Source organism: Saccharopolyspora mangrovi, from assembly GCF_035320975.1.
GTDB classification, from domain to species: domain Bacteria; phylum Actinomycetota; class Actinomycetes; order Mycobacteriales; family Pseudonocardiaceae; genus Saccharopolyspora; species Saccharopolyspora mangrovi.
The window spans coordinates 168,423-187,876 of record NZ_JAWLNX010000002.1 but is presented as its reverse complement, the minus strand read 5'-3'; the positions used below and the strand labels follow the sequence as shown (position 1 = coordinate 187,876).

Below are 19,454 nucleotides of genomic sequence, written 5' to 3'. Positions count from 1 at the left end.
CGAAATGACACTGGTGCGCGTTCGCGCGGGCTTCTCCGACTTGCCCTATTGGCTACCGGACTGACGGAGAGCTCACATGGCTGGGTCCTGAGGTGGAGTGCGACTCCGCGGAACCGGCCAGGAGCCAAAGTTGCTGGGCTGAGCTCCGCTCGACGGAGGGACTGTCCCATCGGGCCGGAGACGGTCCGATGGGACCAAGTCCTGCACGTCTCGGTCAGGAGAACTGGATCCCGCCGTCGATCATCACCGATTGGCCGGTCATGTAGTCCGAATCGCTGGAGGCGAGGTAGGACACGAACGCGGCCACGTCTTCAGGAACGGAGACGCGGCCGAGGTGGATCAGTTCCGAGTACTTCTCGATGGCCGCGCCCTTGCGGAGCCCCTCGTGCTCGGCGAGCTTCTCGTCGATGTGGTCCCACATGGCGGTGCCGACGATGCCGGGGCAGTAGGCGTTGACGGTGATGCCGTACTGCGCCCACTCCATCGCGGCGGCCTGGGTGAGCCCGCGCACCGCCCACTTGGAAGCGGAGTAGTGCGCCAGCAGCGGGAACGGGCGGTGAGCGACGATCGAGGCAGCTCCGATGATCTTGCCGCCATCGCCCTGCTTGATCATCTGCTTGGCCGCGGCGTTGTAGCAGAGGTGGACGCCGCGCAGGTTGATCGACATCAGCTCGTCGAACTCCTCCGGCGTGACCTCCAGGAGCGGCTTGACCTGGGCGACGCCGGCGTTGGCGATCATCACGTCGAGTCGACCGAGTTCAGAGGCCACGGTGTCGACCATGTGCTGCACGGCCTCGGGGTCGGAGACGTCGGCGACCGCGACGGCCGAACGCCTGCCCAGTCCGATGATCTCGTCGGCGACGGCCTTGAGCTGGTCGCTGTTGGCATCGATGTCGTTGACGGCGACGTCGTGGCCGTCGGCGGCGAGCCGCAGCGCGATCCCCTTGCCGATGCCCCGGGCTGCGCCGGTGACGAGCACGACGCGGGACTTGGTGTGAGCAGGCATGGACTTCTCCACTTCCTCGTGGCATGAGACTTGCCGGGACCGATGCTGTGGCTCGCGAGACCGCGAGCCCGTCGTGTGGTCCCGTTCACATCACCAGTGAGGCTAGGTAGGAAGGCCGCATGGCGCAGACCTCGGTTGTCTCAGTTTGAGACGACCGAAGCGAAGCGGATTTCACCTTTCCGCTCCAGGCCTTCGTTGCGCCCCGCCTTCTCCGGATGGTTCGGGCGGGTTCGGTGCGTGGACTCGCTCAGTTGCCGCCGGAGTGCTGTTCGGGTGGGTGCTGGTGGCGGGGGCTGGTGGCTTTGTGGGTGTACATGTCGAGGTCGGCGGCGTGGAGCAGGTCGGATGCTGGCGTGGTGGCGTTGGTGGTGGCAGCGAGTCCGATGCTGGCGGTGAGCGTGATCTCGTGGCCGGAGACAGTGATGTCGGTGTTCAGGCATCGCGATACTTCGTCGCGGAATGCCTTGGCTGCGTTGATGTCCGGCTTGTTGGAGACGACCACGAACTCGTCGCCGCCGAGGCGGGCGACGGTGTCTCCTGGTTGGACGGCGTTGAGCAGTTCGTCGGCGGTGGTGGTGAGGAGGTTGTCGCCGGCGGCGTGGCCGTAGCGGTCGTTGACGGGTTTGAGGCCGTCGAGGTCGGCCAACAGGACGGTGAGGACGCCGCCGTGCTGGTGGAGTGCGGCGAGTTCGTGGTTGAGCCGGTCCATGAGCAGGGCGCGGTTGGCCAGGCCGGTGAGCGGGTCGTGCAGGGCCATGTGCGCGATGTGGCTGTCGCGCATCTCTTCGTCGCCGATGGTTTCGTACTGGGACACGAGGTAGGCGGGTTGGTCGTCGGCTCCTCGGACGAGGTTGACGCGGATGAGCGCCCAGATGGGGTATCCGGCTTTGTGCCGGTAGCGCTTTTCGGTGCTGGCGGTGTCGATGCGGCCTGCGGCCAGGTCGGCGAGGAGGTCCAGTCCGGCGGTGTCGTGGGGGTAGGTCAGGTCGGTGAAGCGCATGGTCAGCATTTCGTCGCGGGTGTAGCCGACCATGTCGCAGAGCTTGTCGTTGACTTCGAGCCAGCGGCCGGTGAGGTCGAGCATGGCCATGCCGATGGGGGCGTTGGCGAAGGTGTGGCGCCAGCGCCGCTCGGCCGTGCGGCGTTCGGTGATGTCCTGGTACTGGGCGAGGACGAACTGCGGCACGCCGTCGGCGTCGCGGATGAGGGCGAAGTCGACCAGGACCCAGAGGGCCGTGCCGTCGGACCGAATGCCACGCCGCTCCTGGGTCAACTTCTCCGCGTCGCCGGTGACCAGGCTGCTGATCATGTCGTGGTCGACCGGTGGGTCATCGGGATGCGTGAAGTCGTGCGCCGGGCGGTTGAGCACGGCTGCGGGGTCGTAGCCGAGGAGATCGCAGGCAGCGGGGTTGGCGTAGATGATCCGGGCCTGCAGATCGAGCGCCGCGACCGGGGCCGCGGCTTGCTCCAAGATCAGCTGCCATGTCACGTTGTCGGGCATGGCCGACCCAGGCGTAGCCACTGAGCAAGCGTAACGGCGCCGCTTGCTTAGCACGCACGAGCGTCACCCATCAGGATGAAGATCGTTCACTTCCGCTGTCCCTCACCGCGTTGATCAGCTGGTGCTCGACTTGAACGATCTCGCTTGCCGGGGCGAGAGCGGTTCCGGAAGGCCGGGGAGGCGGCATCGGAAGCAATCGGTGACTATGAATATCAGAGATATCTTGACTCTTGCCTCGGCGGGGGTGATCCTGGTTGCAGGTCACGTCCTGCGGCTCTCCCAACTGGTGTCGCGTTCATCCAGTGTGGACTGATGTGCTCGGCGCTGCGGTTTCTCGAGGCGCCGCGAGGTGGTCGCGTGCGCAACTCCCCCAGGCAGAAAGGCGAATCGATGTATCGGCTCACGGCGATTTACGATCACCCTTCGGATCCCGAGCGGTTCTTGACGCACTACCGCGAAGTGCACGCGGTTCTCGCAACCAAGCTGCCGAAGCTGAGGAACTACGAATGGGGCGTGACCGAGCTTCCGGACGGATCGAAGCCGGCGCACTTCCTGGTCGCGGTCCTCGACTTCGACAGCAAGGAAGACGCGCTGGCGGCCCTGCAGTCGTCGGAGGGTGAAGCTGCGTCGGCCGACATCGCGAACTTCACCACGCCAGACGCTTTCCAGATGTCCTTCTCCCAGGTCGTCAAGGCGGCCTAGGCCTCTCGAGGAGTCCGTCATGGACAGATTGCAGGGCAGGGTCGCTCTCGTCACCGGTGCCGCCAGCGGCATCGGCAGGGCGACGGCGGAGCGTTTCGCGGAGGAAGGCGCGGCGGTGCTCGTCACCGACATCCAGGACGCCGCCGGTGAGGAAGTCGCGAACGGGCTCAGGGATTCCGGAGCCCGGGCCGCTTTCCTGCACCACGACGTGGCCTCCGAGGAGTCGTGGCAGGCGGCGATCGACCACGTCGTCGCCGAGTTCGGTGGGCTCGACATCCTGGTGAACAACGCCGGGATCGGGGATGCCGCCCCGCTCGAGGAGACGACGAAGGAGCAGTACGAGCGAACGATCGCCGTCACGCAGACCAGTGTGTTCCTGGGCATGAAGGCGGCTGCGGAGCAGTTGAAGGCGTCCCGGTGCGGCTCCGTGGTCAACGTCAGTTCGATCTACGGCGTGGGCGGCGGGTTCGGCACCTCGCCCGGTTACCACGCGGCCAAGGGGGCGGTTCGGCTGCTCACCAAGAACACCGCCATGCGCTGGGTCGGCGACGGCGTGCGGGTGAACTCGGTGCATCCGGGGTTCGTGGACACCCCCATCCTCGAGAACGTGAAGGGCACCGAGATCGAGGTGGGCATGGTCTCGGTGATGCCGATGGGCCGGCTGGCTCGACCGTCCGAGATCGCCGCGGTCATCGCCTTCCTCGCCAGTGACGACGCCTCGTTCATGACCGGTTCGGAATTGCACGTCGATGGCGGGTACCTGGCTCGCTGACGTTGCCGCCATCGATTCCACGCGGGGTCCTCGAGAGTGCTCTCGAGGACCCCGCGTGCTGTGCTGCTGCGTCATGAGCCGGATCCCGAACCACCCGCGCAACAGCAAAGCCAGTTCGCGAGGGCGTTCTCAGAGCGCGGCGTCCGGGTCGGCCAGCGATCCCGGGTCCGGTTTCGCGCCGGCATCGATCGCCGCTCTGGCGTGGATCATCTGCTTGGGCTGATCAATGCTGAGGTGAGCGTTGAGCGTGCCGTCGGGTGCGAGCCAGGCCGCTCCCCACTTCGCCGAACCCCTGCCGCGGATGACGACCGCGTCCTCGGCGCCGTGCTGGCCGACGTACTGGATCTTGTGCCCGAACTGGTCGCTCCAGAAGTAGGGGACCGGGTCGTGCACCGGTAGCGGCTCCGGGCCGGCGTCGCCGCCCAGGATCACCGCCGCGGCGACGTCGGGACCGGTTCGCGCGTCGTCCCAGTGCTCAACGCGCAGGCGCCTGTTCCACCGCACCGACCACCGGGCGGCGACATCGCCCACCGCGTAGGCGCCCGGCCTGGTGGTGCGCAGGTGCTCGTCGACCACCACCCCGCGGTCGACCTCGACCCCGGAGCCGCTCAGCCAGTCGGTCTGCGGGCGCACTCCGATACCTGCCACCACGACATCCGCAGTGAGGTGCGACCCGTCGCCGAGTCGCACGCCGGTGGCGGTCACCTCGGTGACGCCCACCTCGAGGCGCAGGTCCACGTCGGACCACCAGGGCAGGAACAGCGCGCCGACCTCGTCGCCGAGCGCGGTGGCCAGCGGTGCCGGGCCCGGTTCCACGCAGGTCACGCGGCATCCCAGCCGGAGTGCCGCCGTGGCGACCTCTCCACCGATCCAGCTGGCTCCGGCGAGCACGACGTGGGCTCCCGGGCGCAGTCCGGCGCGGAGGTGCGCCGCGTCCTGGGCGGTGCGGACGACGTGCTGCGGGCCCGATCCGGGGAGCGGGACGGGTGCTGAGCCCGTCGCGATGACCAGGGTGCTGAACGGGATCTCGCCCTCCGCCGTCTGCACCACGTCCCGATCCGGGGCGAGGCCGGTCGCAGCGACGCCCAGCCGGAGATCGGCTTCGAGCAGCTCGAAATCGGTGCGCAGGGTCGTGTCGCGCTCCTCCAGGAGCGCGGCCTTGGTCAGCGGTGGCCGGTCGTAGGGCGGGTGGGGTTCGGCGCAGAGCACCAGCAGCTCGCCGTCGTGCCCCTTCGCGCGGAGCTGTTCGCACACCCGGGCCGCTGCCAGGCCGCCGCCCGCGACGACGATCCGGTTCATGAACCGCTCTCCGTCGCCAGCACGCGCTGTTGAGCGCGGGTGGAGTTCTGCAAGCCCATCTCGACTCCTTCTGCGGGCGTCGGCGCGGTCCCATTCGGTGATGGCTTTCGGAGAAGCCGTCGACCTGCCATGCTTTCGCGTCGCAGCCCTTCGCTTTGGCCTGATAATGGTTATACTAGATGGGTCGGCTGTCAACGATGCAGGCCGAGTTGGTCGAGGAGGATCCATGCGAGTTCAGGTCGACGCCAACCAATGCCAGGGGCACGGGCTGTGCCAGATGACCTCGCCCGATGTGTTCGCGCTGCGCGACGAGGACGGGCACGCCTACCCGATCGCGGAGGAGGTCGACGGCGCCCTGGTCGACGCGGCTCGCGATGGCGCGGACGCGTGCCCGGAGCGGGCGATCAGCCTGAAGTGACGCCGAGCGGGCTGCGCGTCCCGCGGGATCCTCCGCCTGGCGGTTCGGGCGCGCTCGCTCGGCCTGCGGGGGAGGGGGCTCGGGTGCGGTCCGGCGGGTCGCCCGGCCGCTCCCGCTGCCTCGCGAATATTCGGTCGCACGGCGGAAGTTCTGCCGCGAAGCGCCGCCAACTCTCACCGGAGTCCTCTCCGATGGTCCTTGGGGGTCGACGATACAAGGACTATCATTATAATAGAATACCCCGGTGAGGAGTGGAGGAGACCGATGACCGACGTCCTCGTGGAGCGCGGCGCTGGTGAGGCCTTGTGGATCCGGTTGAGCCGGCCCGAGCGGCGCAACGCGTTCGACCCCGCGATGTCCGCCGCGATCGTGGAGGCGCTGGAGGACGCCGCGTCCGCGCGCGCGGTGGTCATCACGGGGTCCGGCGGGAGCTTCTGCGCAGGTGGTTCGCTGCAGCAGCTGAGCACGCCGACGGTGGGGGAGATGCGGCAGCTCTACCAGTCGACCCTGCGGATGTTGGACGCCGTGCGCCAATGCCCCAGGCCGGTCATCGCCGCGGTGAACGGAGCCGCGGCCGGCGGGGGCAACGAGCTGGTCGTCGCGTGCGATGTGGCCATCGCCGCCCGTTCGGCGACCTTCGGGCAGACCGGGCCGCGAGTCGGCAGTTCGCCGGTGACCGGGGCCACCAACGTGATGGGTCTGCAGATCGGCGAGAAGCGCGCGAAGGAGCTGTCGCTGTTCTGCCGCCGCTACACCGCCGAGCAGGCCGAGCGGATGGGCTTGGTGAACGCCGTGGTCGAGGACGACCTGCTGGAGCAGACGGTCACCGAGTGGTGCGGTGAGCTGGCCACGCTGAGCCCCCGCTACCTGGAGATCACCAAGGTCAGCTCGAACGTCTGGTGGAACGCCGCTCGCGATTCGTTCAGCGCGGGCCTGGGCATGCTCGTCCAGGCGGTGGGCAGTCCTGACATGGCCGAAGGAGCGGCGGCCTTCCTGGAGAAGCGCAAGCCGAACTTCCCCCCACCGGAGTGAACGAGGCGATGCTCGGTGGCGCAGGATGTGCGGGCCACCGGAACGGGCACGGGAACCGGCGCGGCGCGCGCTCGGTTCCCGTGCCCGCCGATCCTCCGCCGGTCAGCGCCCCTTCCAGGCCGGTGCCCGCTTTTCCTTGAACGCCAGGGCGCCTTCGCGGGCGTCCTCGGAGCTGCGCACCGGTTCGCTGATCGCCTGCTGGCGCTCGAAGGCCTCGTCCGAGGGCCAGTCGCGGGCGGCGTTGATGATCTCCTTGGTGGCCCGGACCGCGAGCGGGCCGTTGCCCGCGATCGTCCGTGCCAGCTCCAACGCTTCTGAGCGGGCCTGGCCGGGCGGGGTGAGCCGGTTGACCAGGGACACCTCGTGCGCGGCTCTCGCCGAGACGAGTTCGCCGGTGAGCGCCCACTCGACCGCCACGTGGTAGGGCACGCGTTCGGGCAGTCTGAGCAGCCCGCCGCCCGCCGCCACGAGGCCGCGCTTGACCTCGGGCAGCCCGAACTTCGCCTCTTCGGAGGCCACGATGAGATCGCAGGCCAGGACGATTTCGAAGCCGCCCGCGATGGCGTGTCCCTCGACGGCCGCCACCAGCGGCTTGGCGGGCGGCTGCTGCACGATCCCGGCGAATCCGCGGCCCGGCAGCGACGGCCGTTCCCCGGCGAGGAACGCCTTGAGATCCATGCCCGCGCAGAAGCTCCGCCCCGCGCCGGTGATCACGCCGGCGACCAGGTCGTCCCTGCTGTCCAACTCGTCCATCGCGGCCGCGATCGCCGTGGCGGTCGCGGTGTTGATGGCGTTGCGGGCCTCGGGCCGGTTGATCGTGACGACCTGCACGCCGTCGACGTTCTCGGTCAGGACGACGGGCTCGGTCTCGTCCGGTGTGGCACCACTGGGTTCGGTCACGTTGCTCTCCTCATTTCGGTGGCATCCGGATCGCACCGTCGAGGCGCACCGTCTCGCCGTTGAGCATCGGGTTGTCGATGATGTGGTGGGCGAGCGCGGCGAACTCGTCCGGGTCTCCCAGCCGTTGCGGGTGCGGCGTCTGCTGCGCCAGACCGTCGCGGATCTCGTCGGAGAACCGGGAAAGGATGGGGGTGTCGAAGGTGCCGGGGGCGATGGAGCACACGCGGACCAGCTTGCGCGCGAGGTCGCGGGCCGCGACGAGAGTCATGCCCACCACCCCCGACTTCGCCGAGGCGTAGGGGATCTGCCCGATCTGGCCCTCCCACGCCGCGACCGAGGCGGTGAGCACGCAGGCTCCGCGCTCGCCGTCGAGCGGCTCGTTGGTCACCATCCGGGCCGCGGTCAGCCGGAGCACGTTGAACGAGCCGATCAGGTTCGTGCGCACGATCGACTCGTAGGACTCCAGCGATCCCGGTTGGCCGTCCCGTTCCACGACGCGCACCGTTCCGCCGCGGCCGGCGCAGTGCACCAGCGCCCGGATCGGGCCCTCGGCCAGGTCGAGCGCCCGGTTCACGGCGTCGGCGTCAGCGACGTCGGCGGGACCGAAGCGGGCCGAATCCCCCAGCTCCTTCGCTACTCGTTCGCCGTCGGAGGTGGGCAGGTCGATGATCACCGTGGGCACGCCTCGTTCGACGAACCGGCGCGCGGTGGCCAGGCCGAGGCCGGAGGCGCCCCCGGTGACGACGGCTGTCGCGTTGGTCAGCTTCATCTCTCTCCCGTTCTCGCTCGTCGTTCCCGCTTCCAGCCCGCTACGCGGACAGGTTCTCCACGATCGCGGCGTTGGCCATGCCACCGGCTTCGCACATGGTCTGCAGGCCGTACCGGCCGCCGGTGCGCTCCAGGTGGTTGATCAGGGTGGTCATCAGGCGGCAGCCGGACGCGCCGAGCGGGTGCCCGAGCGCGATCGCGCCGCCGCAGGGGTTGAGCCGTTCGTCTTGAACCCCGAACTCCCGCTGCCAGGCGAGCGGAACCGACGCGAAGGCCTCGTTCACCTCGAACGCGGCGATCTCGCCCGGTGACAGACCGGCGCGCGCGTGCACGGCGTGCGTGGCGGGGATCGGGCCCGTGAGCATCAGCGTCGGGTCGTCACCGACCACGGCCGAGGCCACGAGCGCTGCCCGGGGCCGCAGGCCCAGTGCGGCAGCGCGCTCCTCGGACATCACGAGCAGCGCGCTGGCGCCGTCGGTGATCTGCGAGGAGTTGCCGGCTGTGATCATCCAGTCCAGGTCGGGGAACTGATCCAGGTGGGGCTGGCGGGCGAAGGCCGGCGCCAGCTGGCCGAGCCGTTCCGGTGTGGTGCCTTCGCGGATGGTTTCGTCGGCGGTGACCGCGGCGCCGTCGGGGGTCGTGACCGGCACGATCTCGCCGTCGAAGGACGTGGCAGCGGCGCGCTCGTGCGAGCGGGCGGCGTACTCGTCGAGTTCGGAGCGGCTGAGCTTCCACTTCGCGGCCACGAGTTCGGCCGAGACGCCCTGGGGCACGAGCCCGGGGAATCGAGCGCGCACGTCCGGTCCGTGCGGATCGGCGTCGCCGCGCGCGGATCCCATCGGCACCCGGCTCATCGACTCCACGCCCGCGGCGATGGCGATGTCGTACGCGCCGGCTCGGACGCCCTGGACCGCGAAATCGATCGCCTGCTGCCCCGAGCCGCACTTGCGCTCGATCGTCGCGGAGGGGACGTGGGTGGGGAATCCCGCCGCCAGCACCGCCTGGCGACCGGGGGTGGCGGACTGCTCGCCAACCTGGCCTACGCAGCCGACGAGCACGTCGTCGACCAGCCCGGGGTCGAGGTCGTTGCGGGCCACGAGCCGGCTGAGCACCTGCGCGAGCAGGTCCACCGGGTGCAGCCCGGCCAGCGCGCCGGTGGCCTTGCCGCGCCCCATCGGGGAGCGGACCGCGTCGACGATCACTGCACGGCCCATTGCCGCCTCCCTAAACTATGATGATGATAATTAGGGACAACTGCATCTTGCACGGGGTTGATCGGAGGAGCAAGCTTGACCGCGCTACCGGTAAGACTATTATGATGATTATGATAAAATGAGGGTGGTGAGCCAGTGGCATCCGCAATCGACGCCGACGAACAGCGCGCCCTGAAGGACGTCGCGGCCAAACTCGCCGCGGAGCGCTACGCACCGCGCGCGGAGGAATGGGACCGCGAGCGGACGGCCTTCCCCCACGAGGAGCGGCGCTACCTGGGAGAGCTGGGACTGCTCGGCATCGCGCTCCCGGAACGGCACGGTGGCGGGGGTGCACCGCTGCAACACGCGCTGACCGTCATCGAGGAGCTGGCCAAGGAATGCCGTCCCGCGGCCTTCCAGGTCTTCGAGTCCAACACCGGGCCGGCGCAGGTCGTCGCGAGGCTCGGCAGCGAGGAGCAGCGCGAGCGCTTCCTGCCGCCGATCATCAGCGGAGAGGCGACGCTGGCCGTGGCGATCTCGGAGCCGGACGCGGGCTCGGCCGCCACCGACATGAAGACCAAGGCCGTCGTCGAGGGCGACAAGGTCGTGGTCAACGGGTCCAAGCGGTGGATCTCCAACGGTGGCGAAGCCGACCACTACCTCGTCTACGCGCGCATGAACGACGAACCCGGCTCGAAGGCCATCGGTGCGGTGATCGTCGAAGCCGACCGGCCCGGCGTGAGCTTCGGTGAGCGCGAACGGCTGATGGGCTTCCGCGGCATCCCGTCGGCCGACATCCGCTTCGACGACGTCGAGGTTCCCGCGGAGAACCTGGTGCTGGGGCCGGGGCGCTTCCGCGAGCTCTTCGGCGCGTTCTCCATCGAACGCCTGGGGAACGCCACGATGAGCCTGGCGCTGGGACAGGCGGCGCTCGATCGGACCAAGCGCTACGTGCAGGAACGCGACCAGTTCGGCAAGCCGCTCGTGGAGTTCCAGAACGTCCAGATGACGCTGGCCGACATGCTGCTGCAGGTCGAAGCCGCCCGGCTGCTCATCCAGCGCGCGGCAGCCGGTGTCGGCGAGCACCTGCCGAACTCGCTCGAGGTGTCGCTGGCCAAGTGCACCGCGAACGAAATGGCCAAGCGGGTCACCGATCTGGCCATGCAGCTGCACGGCGGCAACGGCTACACCGAGGAGTTCGGCCTCGAACGGCTGCACCGCGACTCGCACGGGTGGGCGCTGGCCGGGGGCACGCCGGCGATGCAACGCATCCGAATCGTCTCCGAAATGCTCGGCCGCTCCTTCGACCAGCGCCGCTGACCAGTCCGACGGGAAAGGGACACACTCATGACACGTCGCTTCGAGAACCGCACCGCCGCCGTCGTCGGCGGTGGATCCGGCATGGGCCGGTCCATCGCGCTGCGCCTGGCCGACGAAGGCGCTCACGTGTACGTCGCCGACCTCGGTGCCGACGCCGCCGAGGCGGTGGCCAAGGAGATCGTGGCGGCAGGCGGCAGCGCGGTCGCCCAGCAGGTCGACGCCACCGACAACGACAGCTTGCGCGCCCTGTTCGACCGCGTTCGCGACGAGCGCGGCGTGCTGCACGCGCTGCACGCGCAGGTCGGCATGCCAGGCCCCGCCGGGCTCGAGGTCTCCGACGAGCAGTGGGCGACCAATGTGGACGTCAACGTCAAGAGCGCCTACTACACCTGCACTCTCGGCTTCGACCTGCTCAAAGCCGCTGGCGGCACCGGCTCGGTCACGATGACCTCGTCGACCTCGGCGCTGGTGGGCTCGCCGTTCAGCCCGATCTACTCGCTGACCAAGGGCGCGCTCGTGCCCTTCGCGCGGGCGTTGGCGCTCAACGGCGCGCCGGACGGGGTGCGCGTCAACGTGGTGTGCCCGGGCACCGTGCACACGCCGATGCTGGCCCAGTTCTTCGGCCGCGAGCCCGGAGCCGACGTCTCCGAGCTGACCAAGGACTTCGTCGGCGGGATCCCGCTCGGACGGGGCGCGGAACCCGAGGAGGTCGCTGCGGTGATCGCCTTCCTGCTCAGCGACGACGCGAGCTACGTCACCGGCGTCACCATCCCGGTCGACGGCGGGTTGACGGCGAAGTAGCGACTGACTGTGGAGGCCGAGCATGACCCGGGTTTACCGCGATCTCGTTCCCACGTTCGCCGACCCAGCGGACTGGACGCTCAGCACCGTCTTGCGGCACCACGCCCAGGAGCGGCCGGACGCGACCTTCTTGATGACGCCGGAGGAAGGGCTGCGCTGGACCTACGCCGAGATGTTGTCCTCAGCGCAACGGATCTCCGGCTCGCTGATCAAGACCGGCGCGGAGGCCGGCGATCGGCTGATCATCATGGCCGCCAACTCCTCGCAGCTGGTGCGGAGCTGGTTCGCCGCCGCCGTGGGCGGGCTGGTCGAAGTACCGATCAACACCAACTACGAAGGTGAGTTCCTGCGCCACCAGGTGGTGACCGTGGGGGCGCCGTGGGCGGTCATCGACGACGCCTTCGCCGAGAGGTTCGTCGCGATCGCCGAGCACGCCCGCGGCATCGAGCACTTCTGGGTCATCGACACCGGCCGCGGGCAGGAAGCCGTGGACCTGCTGCGGCGCGGGGGCTGGAGCGCAGACCTGTGGGACGAGCTGGAAGACGGGCCTGCGCTGGACCTCCCGGCGCCCCGGCCGCAGGACCTCGGCGCGATCTTCTTCACCTCCGGCACCACGGGTCCGTCCAAGGGCGTGGCGATGCCGCACTCGCAGCTGTACTTCTTCGCGCAGATCGTGGTGTCTCTGACCCGGCTCACCTCGGAGGACACCTACCTCACCACCACGCCGCTGTTCCACGGCAACGCCCAGTTCATGGCCGTGTACCCGGCGCTCGTGGCGGGCGCCGCTGCCGTGGTGCGGCCGAAGTTCAGCGCCAGCCGGTGGATCGACCAGGTGCGCGAGTCCGGCGTGACGGTGACCAATTTCGTCGGCGTCATGATGGACTTCGCGTGGAAGCAGCCGCCCCGACCGGACGATCGGGACAACCAGCTGCGGTGCGTCTACGCCGCTCCCACGGCGAGTTCGATCGTGGCGGACTTCCAGGAGCGCTACGGCATCGAGGCGTTCGTCGACGCGTTCGGGCTCACCGAGACCTGCGCACCGATCATGTCGCCCTACGGCGTCGAGCGCCCGCCCGGCGCGGCCGGCCTGCAAGCAGCGGACTGGTTCGACATCCGGCTGGTCGACCCGGAGACCGACCACGAGGTGCCGGTCGGCGAGATCGGTGAGCTCGTGGTGCGTCCGAAGCACCCGTGGACGTGCAGCATGGGCTACTACGGGATGCCCGAGAAGACCGTCGAGGCGTGGCGAAACCTGTGGTTCCACACGGGTGATGCGTTGCGGAAGGACGCCGACGGCTGGTTCTACTTCGTCGACCGCTACAAGGACGCGCTGCGCCGGCGCGGCGAGAACATCAGCTCCTACGAGGTGGAGCAGGCGATCCTGGGGCACCCGGCGGTGGCCGAGTGCGCGGTGATCGGCGTCCCGGCCGAGGTCGAAGCCGGTGAGGACGAGGTCCTCGCCGCCATCGTCGCCACCGAACCCGTCGAGCCCGAGGCGGTCATCGACTGGTGCGAGGGCCGCATCCCCGAGTTCGCCACCCCGCGCTTCGTCCGGTTCGTCGACGCGCTGCCGAAAACGCCTTCGGAGAAGGTGCGCAAGGCGGTGTTGCGCGAAGAGGGGATCGCGCCGGACACCTTCGATCGCCAGGAGAAGGCACATGGACTTCAGCGTTGACACGACGCATTCGGACATCAGGGAGGCCGTGCGCGCGCTGTGCGCCGGGTTCCCCGACGAGTACTGGGCCCAGCACGACCGGGACGAAGAGTTCCCCTGGGACTTCTACAAGGCGGTGGTGGACGGCGGCTGGCTCGGTCTGACCGTGCCCGCCGAGTACGGGGGTGGGGGACTGGGCGTCACCGAGGCCGCGATCGTCGAGCAGGAGATCGCGGCCTCGGGGGCGGGGATGAACGGGTGCAGCGCTGTCCACATCGGAATCTTCGGGTTCGAGTCGATCATCAAGCACGGCAGCGCGGACCTGAAGGAGAGGTTCCTGCCCAGGCTCGTCGAGGGGGATCTGCACGTCTCGTTCGCGGTCACCGAACCGGACGCCGGCACCGACACCTCCACCATCTCGACGTTCGCGAAGAAGGTCGAAGGAGGCTGGTCGATCTCGGGGAAGAAGGTCTGGATCACCAAGGCCCAGGAGGCCGAACGGCTGATCATCCTGTGCCGGACGTCCCCGCGGGAGGACAGCGCGAAGCGGACCGACGGGATGACGCTGTTCTTCGCATCGATGGACCGCGATCGGGTGACGGTGCGCAAGATCCCGAAGCTGGGGCGCAACGCCGTGGACACCAACGAGCTGTTCATCGACGAGCTGTTCGTCCCCGAATCGGACGTGATCGGCGAGGTCGGCAACGGCTTCCGCGCGATCCTCGCCGGGCTCAACGCCGAACGCGTCATCTCGGCCAACGCCTCGATCGGCATCGGACGGGCGGCGCTGCGCCGCGCGACCACCTACGCCAAGGACCGCACGGTGTTCGGCCGTCCCATCGGGCAGAACCAGGCCATCTCGCACCCGCTCGCGCGTGCGCTGGTTCAGCTGGACGCCGCGGACCTGGTGTGCCAGCGCGCGGCGTGGCTGATCGACAACGACCAGCCCAGCGGCAAGGACGCGAACGAGGCGAAGTTCCTCGCGGCGGAGGCCGGTTTCTTCGCCGCCGACGCGGCCCTGAGCGCGCACGGCGGGTACGGCTATTCGAAGGAGTACCACATCGAGCGGTATTTCCGGGAAGCGCGGCTGATGCGCATCGCGCCGATCAGCCAGGAGATGGTGCTCAACTACGTGGCCGAGCACGTGCTCGGCCTGCCGAGGAGCTACTGATGCGGCCTTACCGTTCCGTGCTGTTCCTGCCCGGCCACCGCACGACGTGGGTCGACAAGGCCTTGCGCGCCAACGCCGACGCGATCGTGCTCGACCTGGAGGATTCCGTGCCCTCGGGGGAGAAGGTCGCTGCGCGGGACGCGGTCGCCGGTTCCATCCGGCGGGTCCGGGAAGCCGGCAGCGACGTGGGCCTGTTCGTGCGGGTCAACCCGCTGGAAACCCGGCTCACCGGTGGTGACCTCGAGAAGGTCGTCGTTCCGGGCCTGACCGGTGTGTTCGCTCCGAAGATCGAGCGGAGCACCGACGTGCTGCGCTACGACGCGCTGCTCGACCACTTCGAGGAGCGCAACGGGGTTTCCGGTCTGGAGTACATCGTGCCGGTCGAAACGGTCCGGGCGATCCACGACTGCCTGGAGATCGCGACGGCGTCGCCGAGGGTTGGCGCCATGATCGGCCCGACCGCTGAGCACGCGGACATCGCCAAGGCCGTCGGTTACGAGTGGACACCCGAGGGAACCGAGACGCTGTACCACCGCAGCCGGATCCTCCTGGCGTGCCGGGAAGCCGGGATCCACGCGCTGACCGGGTTGTGGGAGGACCTCGCGAACCTGGAGGGCCTGCGGGAGTTCGCCGCGCGCGGCAGGCAACTCGGCTTCCGCGGCATGATCGCGATCCACCCGAGCCACGTGGCCGCGATCAACGAGGTGTTCTCGCTGTCCCCCGCGGACATCGAGTTCTACCGGGGCCTGGTCGAGGCCTACGAGAAGGCCCGCGCCGAGGGCACGGGGGCGCTGCGCTACCGCGGCCTGCACATCGACAAAGCCCACTACGACAAGGCGGTGGACTGGCTGGCGCGGGCCGAAGCCATCGCGGGAATCGGGGAGTGACATGCGCGGTCTGTACTTCGAGGAGTTCGAGATCGGGGCGGAGTACAAGCATCCGTTCACCCGCACGGTCACCGAGATGGACAACGTCATGTTCACCTCGCTGACGATGAACCTGCAGCCGCTGCACCTCGACGAGGAGTTCGCCAAGAAGAGCGTGCACGGCGCGAGGGTGGTCAACAGCCTGTTCACGGTGGCGCTGATCGGGGCGTTCCACGTGCCGGAGCTGACGATGGGAACCACCCTCGGCAACCTCGGCTACGACAAGATCCAGTTCCCGCACCCGGTGTTCCACGGGGACACCTTGCGCGCGGAGACGACGATCCTGGACAAGCGGGAGTCCACCAGCCGCGACGACTCCGGGATCGTGTGGTTCGAGCATCGCGGTTTCAACCAGGACGACACGCTCGTCTGCCTGCTGCACCGAGTCGGCTTGATGGCGAAGAAACAGGAAGAAGAGGGCGCCCGATGACCAAGACACCCGAGTCGCTGCGCGACTACGTGCCCGGCGTGCGCACGCTGACCATCGCCAACAAGCCGGTGCAGCCGGCCGGAGGGCGCTGGGACGTGGTCAACCCGGCCACGGAGGAGGTCCTGGCCGAAGTCGGCGGTGCCTCCGCCGAGCAGGTCGACCAGGCGGTCCGCGCGGCGCGGGAGGCCTTCGGGGGCTGGGCCGCCCTCCGGCCGGACGAGCGTTCGGCGGCCATCCACCGGCTGGCCGACGTGCTGGAGGCCCGCGTCGACGAACTGCTCGCCTCGATCGTCAACGAGGTCGGCACACCGGTGTCGCTGGCCGAAGGGCTCCAGGTCAAGATGGGGCTGGGGCACCTGCGCTGGCAGGCCGAGGCGGCCAAGAAGGACCGCACCGTGCACCTCGGGGGCTACGACCAGCCGGTGCCGACCATCAGCGAGGTCTCCCACTACCCGGTGGGCGTCGTCGCGGCCATCACCGGTTACAACTACCCGCTCAACCTGGCCATCTTCAAGTTCGGCGCCGCGCTGGCCGCGGGCTGCACGGTGGTGCTTCTGCCGTCGCCGCGCACGCCGCTGACCACCCTGCTGCTGGGCGAGCTCAGCCGCGAGGCGGACCTGCCGGACGGCGTGTTCAACGTGATCGTCGGCGACGCCGAGGTGGGGCGGCGGCTGTCCTCGCACCCGGGGGTGGACAAGGTCTCCTTCACCGGTTCCGACGCGGTCGGCGCGAAGATCATGGAGCAGGCGGCCGCGAACCTCAGCGGCGTGACGCTCGAACTCGGCGGGAAGTCGGCGAGCATCGTGCTGCCCGGCTGCGAGGTCGAGTCGTTCGCCGAGGAGATGCACCTGCGCTGGTCGCGCAACGGCGGCCAGGGGTGCGCGGCGCTGGCCCGGTTGCTGGTGCACGACGAGCTGTACGACCGCTTCCTGGCCGCGAGCGCGGGGGCGTTCGACCAGATGCACGTCGGGGACCCGTGGGATCCGAAGACCAACATCGGGCCGATGATCCGGCCCGACCACCGCGACCGGGTGCAGAGCTTCGTCGACGGCTCGCTGGAGGAGGGCGGCCGGGTCCTGCTGTCGGTCGACCGGCCGCTGCCCGGCAAGGGCTACTTCATCAACCCCGCGCTGCTGGGCGGCTTGCCGCACACCGCGCGCGCTGTGCAGCAGGAGATCTTCGGCCCGGTGGCGGTCGTGCTGCCGTTCCGGGACGCCGAGGAGGCCGTCGCGCTGGCCAACGACACCGCCTACGGGCTGGCGGCCAACGTCTGGGCGCCGGACCTCGAGGAGGGCAAGCGCGTCTCGGAGCGGTTGCGGGCCGGAACCGTGTGGATCAACGGCGGTGGTGCGATGCGGCCGGATGCGCCGTTCGGCGGTTCGGGGCGTTCGGGCGTGGGCCGGGAGATCGGTGAGTGGGGCATCCACGAGTACCTGGAGCCCCGGCACGTCCAGTGGCGCGTGTAGAGCGCGGGCGATCGAAAGGGAGGGGTCATGGCAGAAGCCGGTGACGCGCCGCTGGCCGGTGTGCGCGTGCTCGAACTGGGTGCGGGCTACGCCGCACCGACCGCCGGGAGGATGCTGCGTGATTTCGGCGCCGAGGTCATCAAAGCGGAAGATCCGGTCAACGGTGATTACGCGCGCCAGTGGGTGCCGCAGAAGGACGGCCTTTCGCTCGGGTTCGGCAGGCTCAACAGCGGCAAGCGGTCCGTGGGCATCGACCTCCGCCAGCCGGGCGGCCGAGGCCTGGTGCGCCGCTTGGCCGCCGAGGTCGACGTCGTCGTCGAGTCGTTCCGCCCGGGGCGGCTGGAAGGCTGGGGGCTCGGGTACGAGGTGCTCAGCGAGCAGAACCCGAGCCTGGTCCTGACCAGGATCTCGGGCTTCGGGCAGACCGGGCCGTACCGGAACCGGCCGGGATTCGGCACGGTGGCGGAGACGGCCAGCGGGTTCGCCCACATCAACGGCTGGCCCGAGCACCCCCCGACCTCGCCTCCGTTCGGGTTCGCCGACTCCATCGCGGGGATCTCGGCGGCGATGGGCACGGCGATGTCGTTGTTCCGCAGGGAGCGCACCGGGCGGGGCGAGGTCGTGGATGTGGCGCTGTACGAGCCGCTGCTGTTCATCGTCGGCGACATGGTGCTGAAGTACACGGGGCTCGGTGAGGTGCAGGGTCGCATCGGCAACGCCACCGGTGCCGCATCGCCTCGCGGCATCTACCAGGCGGCGGACGGGAAGTTCCTGTCGATCGCGGCGTCGAACCAGGTGATCGCCACCAGGCTGTTCACCGCGATGGGCCAGCCGGACATGATCGAGGACCCGAGGTTCGCCACCGGGCCGGCCCGACTGGAGCACAACGACCTGCTGCAGAAGTACGTCAGCGACTGGGTCGAGTCGTTGCCCAGGGATGCGGCTCTCGCCGTGCTCGAGGAGCACGAAGTGGTGTGCGCGCCAGTCAACGACGCCTCCGACATCGTCGCAGATCCGCACTTCCTGGAGCGCACGCTCGTGGGCATCACCGGTCCGGGCGGCTGGGATTCGGTCCTGACGCCCGGTCCGGTGCTGCACCTGTCCGGTTACGAGGGGCCTTCCTACGACGGTGTGCCCGGAGTCGGCGAGCACACTCACGAGGTGCTGGGGGCGGGGCTCGGGCTCTCCGGCGATGAGCTCGGGGCGCTGGTCGCTGGGGGTGTGATCACCGGTCGCGGTGATGCTCCGGGGTGATCCGGTTCTGAGATGACCGGCCGGGCCCTGGGAACGGGCCCGGCCGGTGAGCCTACGGCTGTCCGCCGTCGACGGCGAGCACCGCGCCGGTCGTGTAGCTGGACGCCTCGGACGCCAGGTACACCGCCATGCCCACGATTTCGTCCGGCCGGCCGCCCCGTTGCAGCGCGAAGCGCTGGGCTCGGGCGGCGAACTCGGCGGGGTCCCAGGACGCGCTGACGTCGGTGTGGAAGGTTCCGGCCATGATGGCGTTGCAGCGCACCGACGGGCCGAAGGTGTGCGCGAAGCCCGTGGTGATCGCGTTCAGCCCTGCCTTGGCGGCGGCGTAGGGGAGCACCGAGGGCCGCGGGCGGGTGGCGGCCGCGCTGCTGATGTTGATGATCGATCCGCCTCCGCTCTCGGCCATCCGGCTGCCCACCAAGGCGGAAAGCCGGAACGGTCCTTTGAGGTTGACCGCGATCACCTTGTCGAACAGCTCCTCGGTGATGCCTTCGACGCTGTCGTAGAGCGGTGACATGCCGGCGTTGTTGACCAGCACGTCGACCCGCCCGACCCGCTGGTAGACGTCGTCGACGAGCCCGTCCAGCCGGTCCCACCGGCCGACGTGCGCGCTGATCGGGTGCGCCCTGCGGCCCGTCTCGCGCTCCACCTCGGCGGCGGCTTCCTCGCAGGCTTCCTGCTTGCGGCTGGAGATGATGACGTCGGCACCGGCTCGGGCCAGCCCCAAGGCGATGGCCTTGCCCAGCCCACGGCTGCCGCCGGTCACCATCGCCACGCGGCCGCTGAGGTCGAACGCACTGGTCGGATCGAAGGTCATGAGGTCACCTCGGCGTTGGTTGAC

The 19,454-nt window shown here is 69.3% G+C and carries 19 protein-coding genes; 12 read left to right on the top strand and 7 right to left on the bottom strand.

Going from position 1 to position 19,454, the window contains the following annotated elements:
- Nucleotides 1–214: 214 nt before the first annotated feature.
- A complete protein-coding gene (locus R4I43_RS03475) occupies nucleotides 215–1,006 on the bottom strand; it encodes an acetoin reductase (RefSeq protein WP_324264031.1) in 792 nt (263 codons plus the stop codon).
- Nucleotides 1,007–1,253: 247 nt separating this feature from the next.
- Nucleotides 1,254–2,528, bottom strand: coding sequence for a PAS domain S-box protein (locus tag R4I43_RS03470; RefSeq protein ID WP_324264030.1), 1,275 nt, complete (start codon nucleotides 2,526–2,528; stop codon nucleotides 1,254–1,256).
- Nucleotides 2,529–2,864: 336 nt separating this feature from the next.
- On the opposite strand from R4I43_RS03470, the gene R4I43_RS03465 reads away from it, so the two are divergent.
- Both R4I43_RS03465 and R4I43_RS03460 read left to right on the top strand, forming a co-directional pair.
- Complete coding sequence (locus tag R4I43_RS03465) at nucleotides 2,865–3,209, top strand: EthD family reductase (RefSeq protein ID WP_324264029.1); 345 nt, start codon at nucleotides 2,865–2,867, stop codon at nucleotides 3,207–3,209.
- A 19-nt stretch (nucleotides 3,210–3,228) separates the two neighbouring features.
- Nucleotides 3,229–3,981 (top strand): SDR family NAD(P)-dependent oxidoreductase, encoded by a 753-nt coding sequence (locus R4I43_RS03460; RefSeq protein ID WP_324264028.1) that lies wholly within the window; start codon nucleotides 3,229–3,231, stop codon nucleotides 3,979–3,981.
- Between the two features lie 129 nt (nucleotides 3,982–4,110).
- On the opposite strand, the gene R4I43_RS03455 is transcribed toward R4I43_RS03460, so the two are convergent.
- Nucleotides 4,111–5,280 (bottom strand): NAD(P)/FAD-dependent oxidoreductase, encoded by a 1,170-nt coding sequence (locus R4I43_RS03455; protein ID WP_324264027.1) that lies wholly within the window; start codon nucleotides 5,278–5,280, stop codon nucleotides 4,111–4,113.
- A gap of 226 nt (nucleotides 5,281–5,506) precedes the next feature.
- Between R4I43_RS03455 and R4I43_RS03450 the strand changes: the two genes are divergently transcribed.
- On the top strand, nucleotides 5,507–5,698 hold the full coding sequence (locus R4I43_RS03450; protein ID WP_132682015.1) for a ferredoxin: 192 nt from the start codon (nucleotides 5,507–5,509) through the stop codon (nucleotides 5,696–5,698).
- 264 nt (nucleotides 5,699–5,962) lie between these two features.
- The gene (locus tag R4I43_RS03445) at nucleotides 5,963–6,730 is read left to right on the top strand and encodes an enoyl-CoA hydratase/isomerase family protein (RefSeq protein WP_324264026.1); all 768 of its coding nucleotides are present in this window, start codon (nucleotides 5,963–5,965) and stop codon (nucleotides 6,728–6,730) included.
- A gap of 102 nt (nucleotides 6,731–6,832) precedes the next feature.
- On the opposite strand, the gene R4I43_RS03440 is transcribed toward R4I43_RS03445, so the two are convergent.
- From R4I43_RS03440 to R4I43_RS03430, 3 genes are read right to left on the bottom strand one after another with little or no spacing between them, the layout of a single operon-like run.
- On the bottom strand, nucleotides 6,833–7,630 hold the full coding sequence (locus R4I43_RS03440) for a crotonase/enoyl-CoA hydratase family protein (RefSeq protein WP_324264025.1): 798 nt from the start codon (nucleotides 7,628–7,630) through the stop codon (nucleotides 6,833–6,835).
- 10 nt (nucleotides 7,631–7,640) lie between these two features.
- Nucleotides 7,641–8,399, bottom strand: a complete 759-nt coding sequence (locus tag R4I43_RS03435) for an SDR family NAD(P)-dependent oxidoreductase (RefSeq protein ID WP_324264024.1) — start codon at nucleotides 8,397–8,399, stop codon at nucleotides 7,641–7,643.
- A 40-nt stretch (nucleotides 8,400–8,439) separates the two neighbouring features.
- Nucleotides 8,440–9,612 (bottom strand): thiolase family protein, encoded by a 1,173-nt coding sequence (locus tag R4I43_RS03430; RefSeq protein ID WP_324264023.1) that lies wholly within the window; start codon nucleotides 9,610–9,612, stop codon nucleotides 8,440–8,442.
- A gap of 135 nt (nucleotides 9,613–9,747) precedes the next feature.
- Here R4I43_RS03430 and R4I43_RS03425 point away from each other — a divergent pair, with 135 nt between their 5' ends.
- From R4I43_RS03425 to R4I43_RS03390, 8 genes are read left to right on the top strand one after another with little or no spacing between them, the layout of a single operon-like run.
- A complete protein-coding gene (locus R4I43_RS03425) occupies nucleotides 9,748–10,911 on the top strand; it encodes an acyl-CoA dehydrogenase family protein (protein WP_324264022.1) in 1,164 nt (387 codons plus the stop codon).
- A gap of 27 nt (nucleotides 10,912–10,938) precedes the next feature.
- Nucleotides 10,939–11,712 carry an SDR family NAD(P)-dependent oxidoreductase gene (locus R4I43_RS03420; RefSeq protein ID WP_324264021.1) on the top strand — a complete coding sequence of 258 codons (774 nt, stop codon included), beginning with the start codon at nucleotides 10,939–10,941 and terminating at the stop codon, nucleotides 11,710–11,712.
- A 22-nt stretch (nucleotides 11,713–11,734) separates the two neighbouring features.
- Nucleotides 11,735–13,387: an AMP-binding protein gene (locus R4I43_RS03415; protein ID WP_324264020.1), complete on the top strand. Its 1,653-nt coding sequence runs from the start codon at nucleotides 11,735–11,737 to the stop codon at nucleotides 13,385–13,387.
- Nucleotides 13,371–14,537, top strand: coding sequence for an acyl-CoA dehydrogenase family protein (locus R4I43_RS03410; RefSeq protein ID WP_324264019.1), 1,167 nt, complete (start codon nucleotides 13,371–13,373; stop codon nucleotides 14,535–14,537). Before R4I43_RS03415 ends, R4I43_RS03410 begins: the two co-directional genes overlap by 17 nt.
- The gene (locus R4I43_RS03405) at nucleotides 14,537–15,424 is read left to right on the top strand and encodes an HpcH/HpaI aldolase/citrate lyase family protein (protein WP_324264018.1); all 888 of its coding nucleotides are present in this window, start codon (nucleotides 14,537–14,539) and stop codon (nucleotides 15,422–15,424) included. Before R4I43_RS03410 ends, R4I43_RS03405 begins: the two co-directional genes overlap by 1 nt.
- Nucleotide 15,425: 1 nt before the next feature.
- Nucleotides 15,426–15,893 (top strand): MaoC family dehydratase, encoded by a 468-nt coding sequence (locus R4I43_RS03400; RefSeq protein ID WP_324264017.1) that lies wholly within the window; start codon nucleotides 15,426–15,428, stop codon nucleotides 15,891–15,893.
- Nucleotides 15,890–17,359, top strand: coding sequence for an aldehyde dehydrogenase family protein (locus R4I43_RS03395; protein WP_324264016.1), 1,470 nt, complete (start codon nucleotides 15,890–15,892; stop codon nucleotides 17,357–17,359). Before R4I43_RS03400 ends, R4I43_RS03395 begins: the two co-directional genes overlap by 4 nt.
- Nucleotides 17,360–17,386: 27 nt before the next feature.
- Nucleotides 17,387–18,613 (top strand): CaiB/BaiF CoA transferase family protein, encoded by a 1,227-nt coding sequence (locus R4I43_RS03390; protein WP_324264015.1) that lies wholly within the window; start codon nucleotides 17,387–17,389, stop codon nucleotides 18,611–18,613.
- Nucleotides 18,614–18,665: 52 nt separating this feature from the next.
- On the opposite strand, the gene R4I43_RS03385 is transcribed toward R4I43_RS03390, so the two are convergent.
- The gene (locus tag R4I43_RS03385) at nucleotides 18,666–19,430 is read right to left on the bottom strand and encodes an SDR family NAD(P)-dependent oxidoreductase (RefSeq protein WP_324264014.1); all 765 of its coding nucleotides are present in this window, start codon (nucleotides 19,428–19,430) and stop codon (nucleotides 18,666–18,668) included.
- Nucleotides 19,431–19,454: the final 24 nt, after the last annotated feature.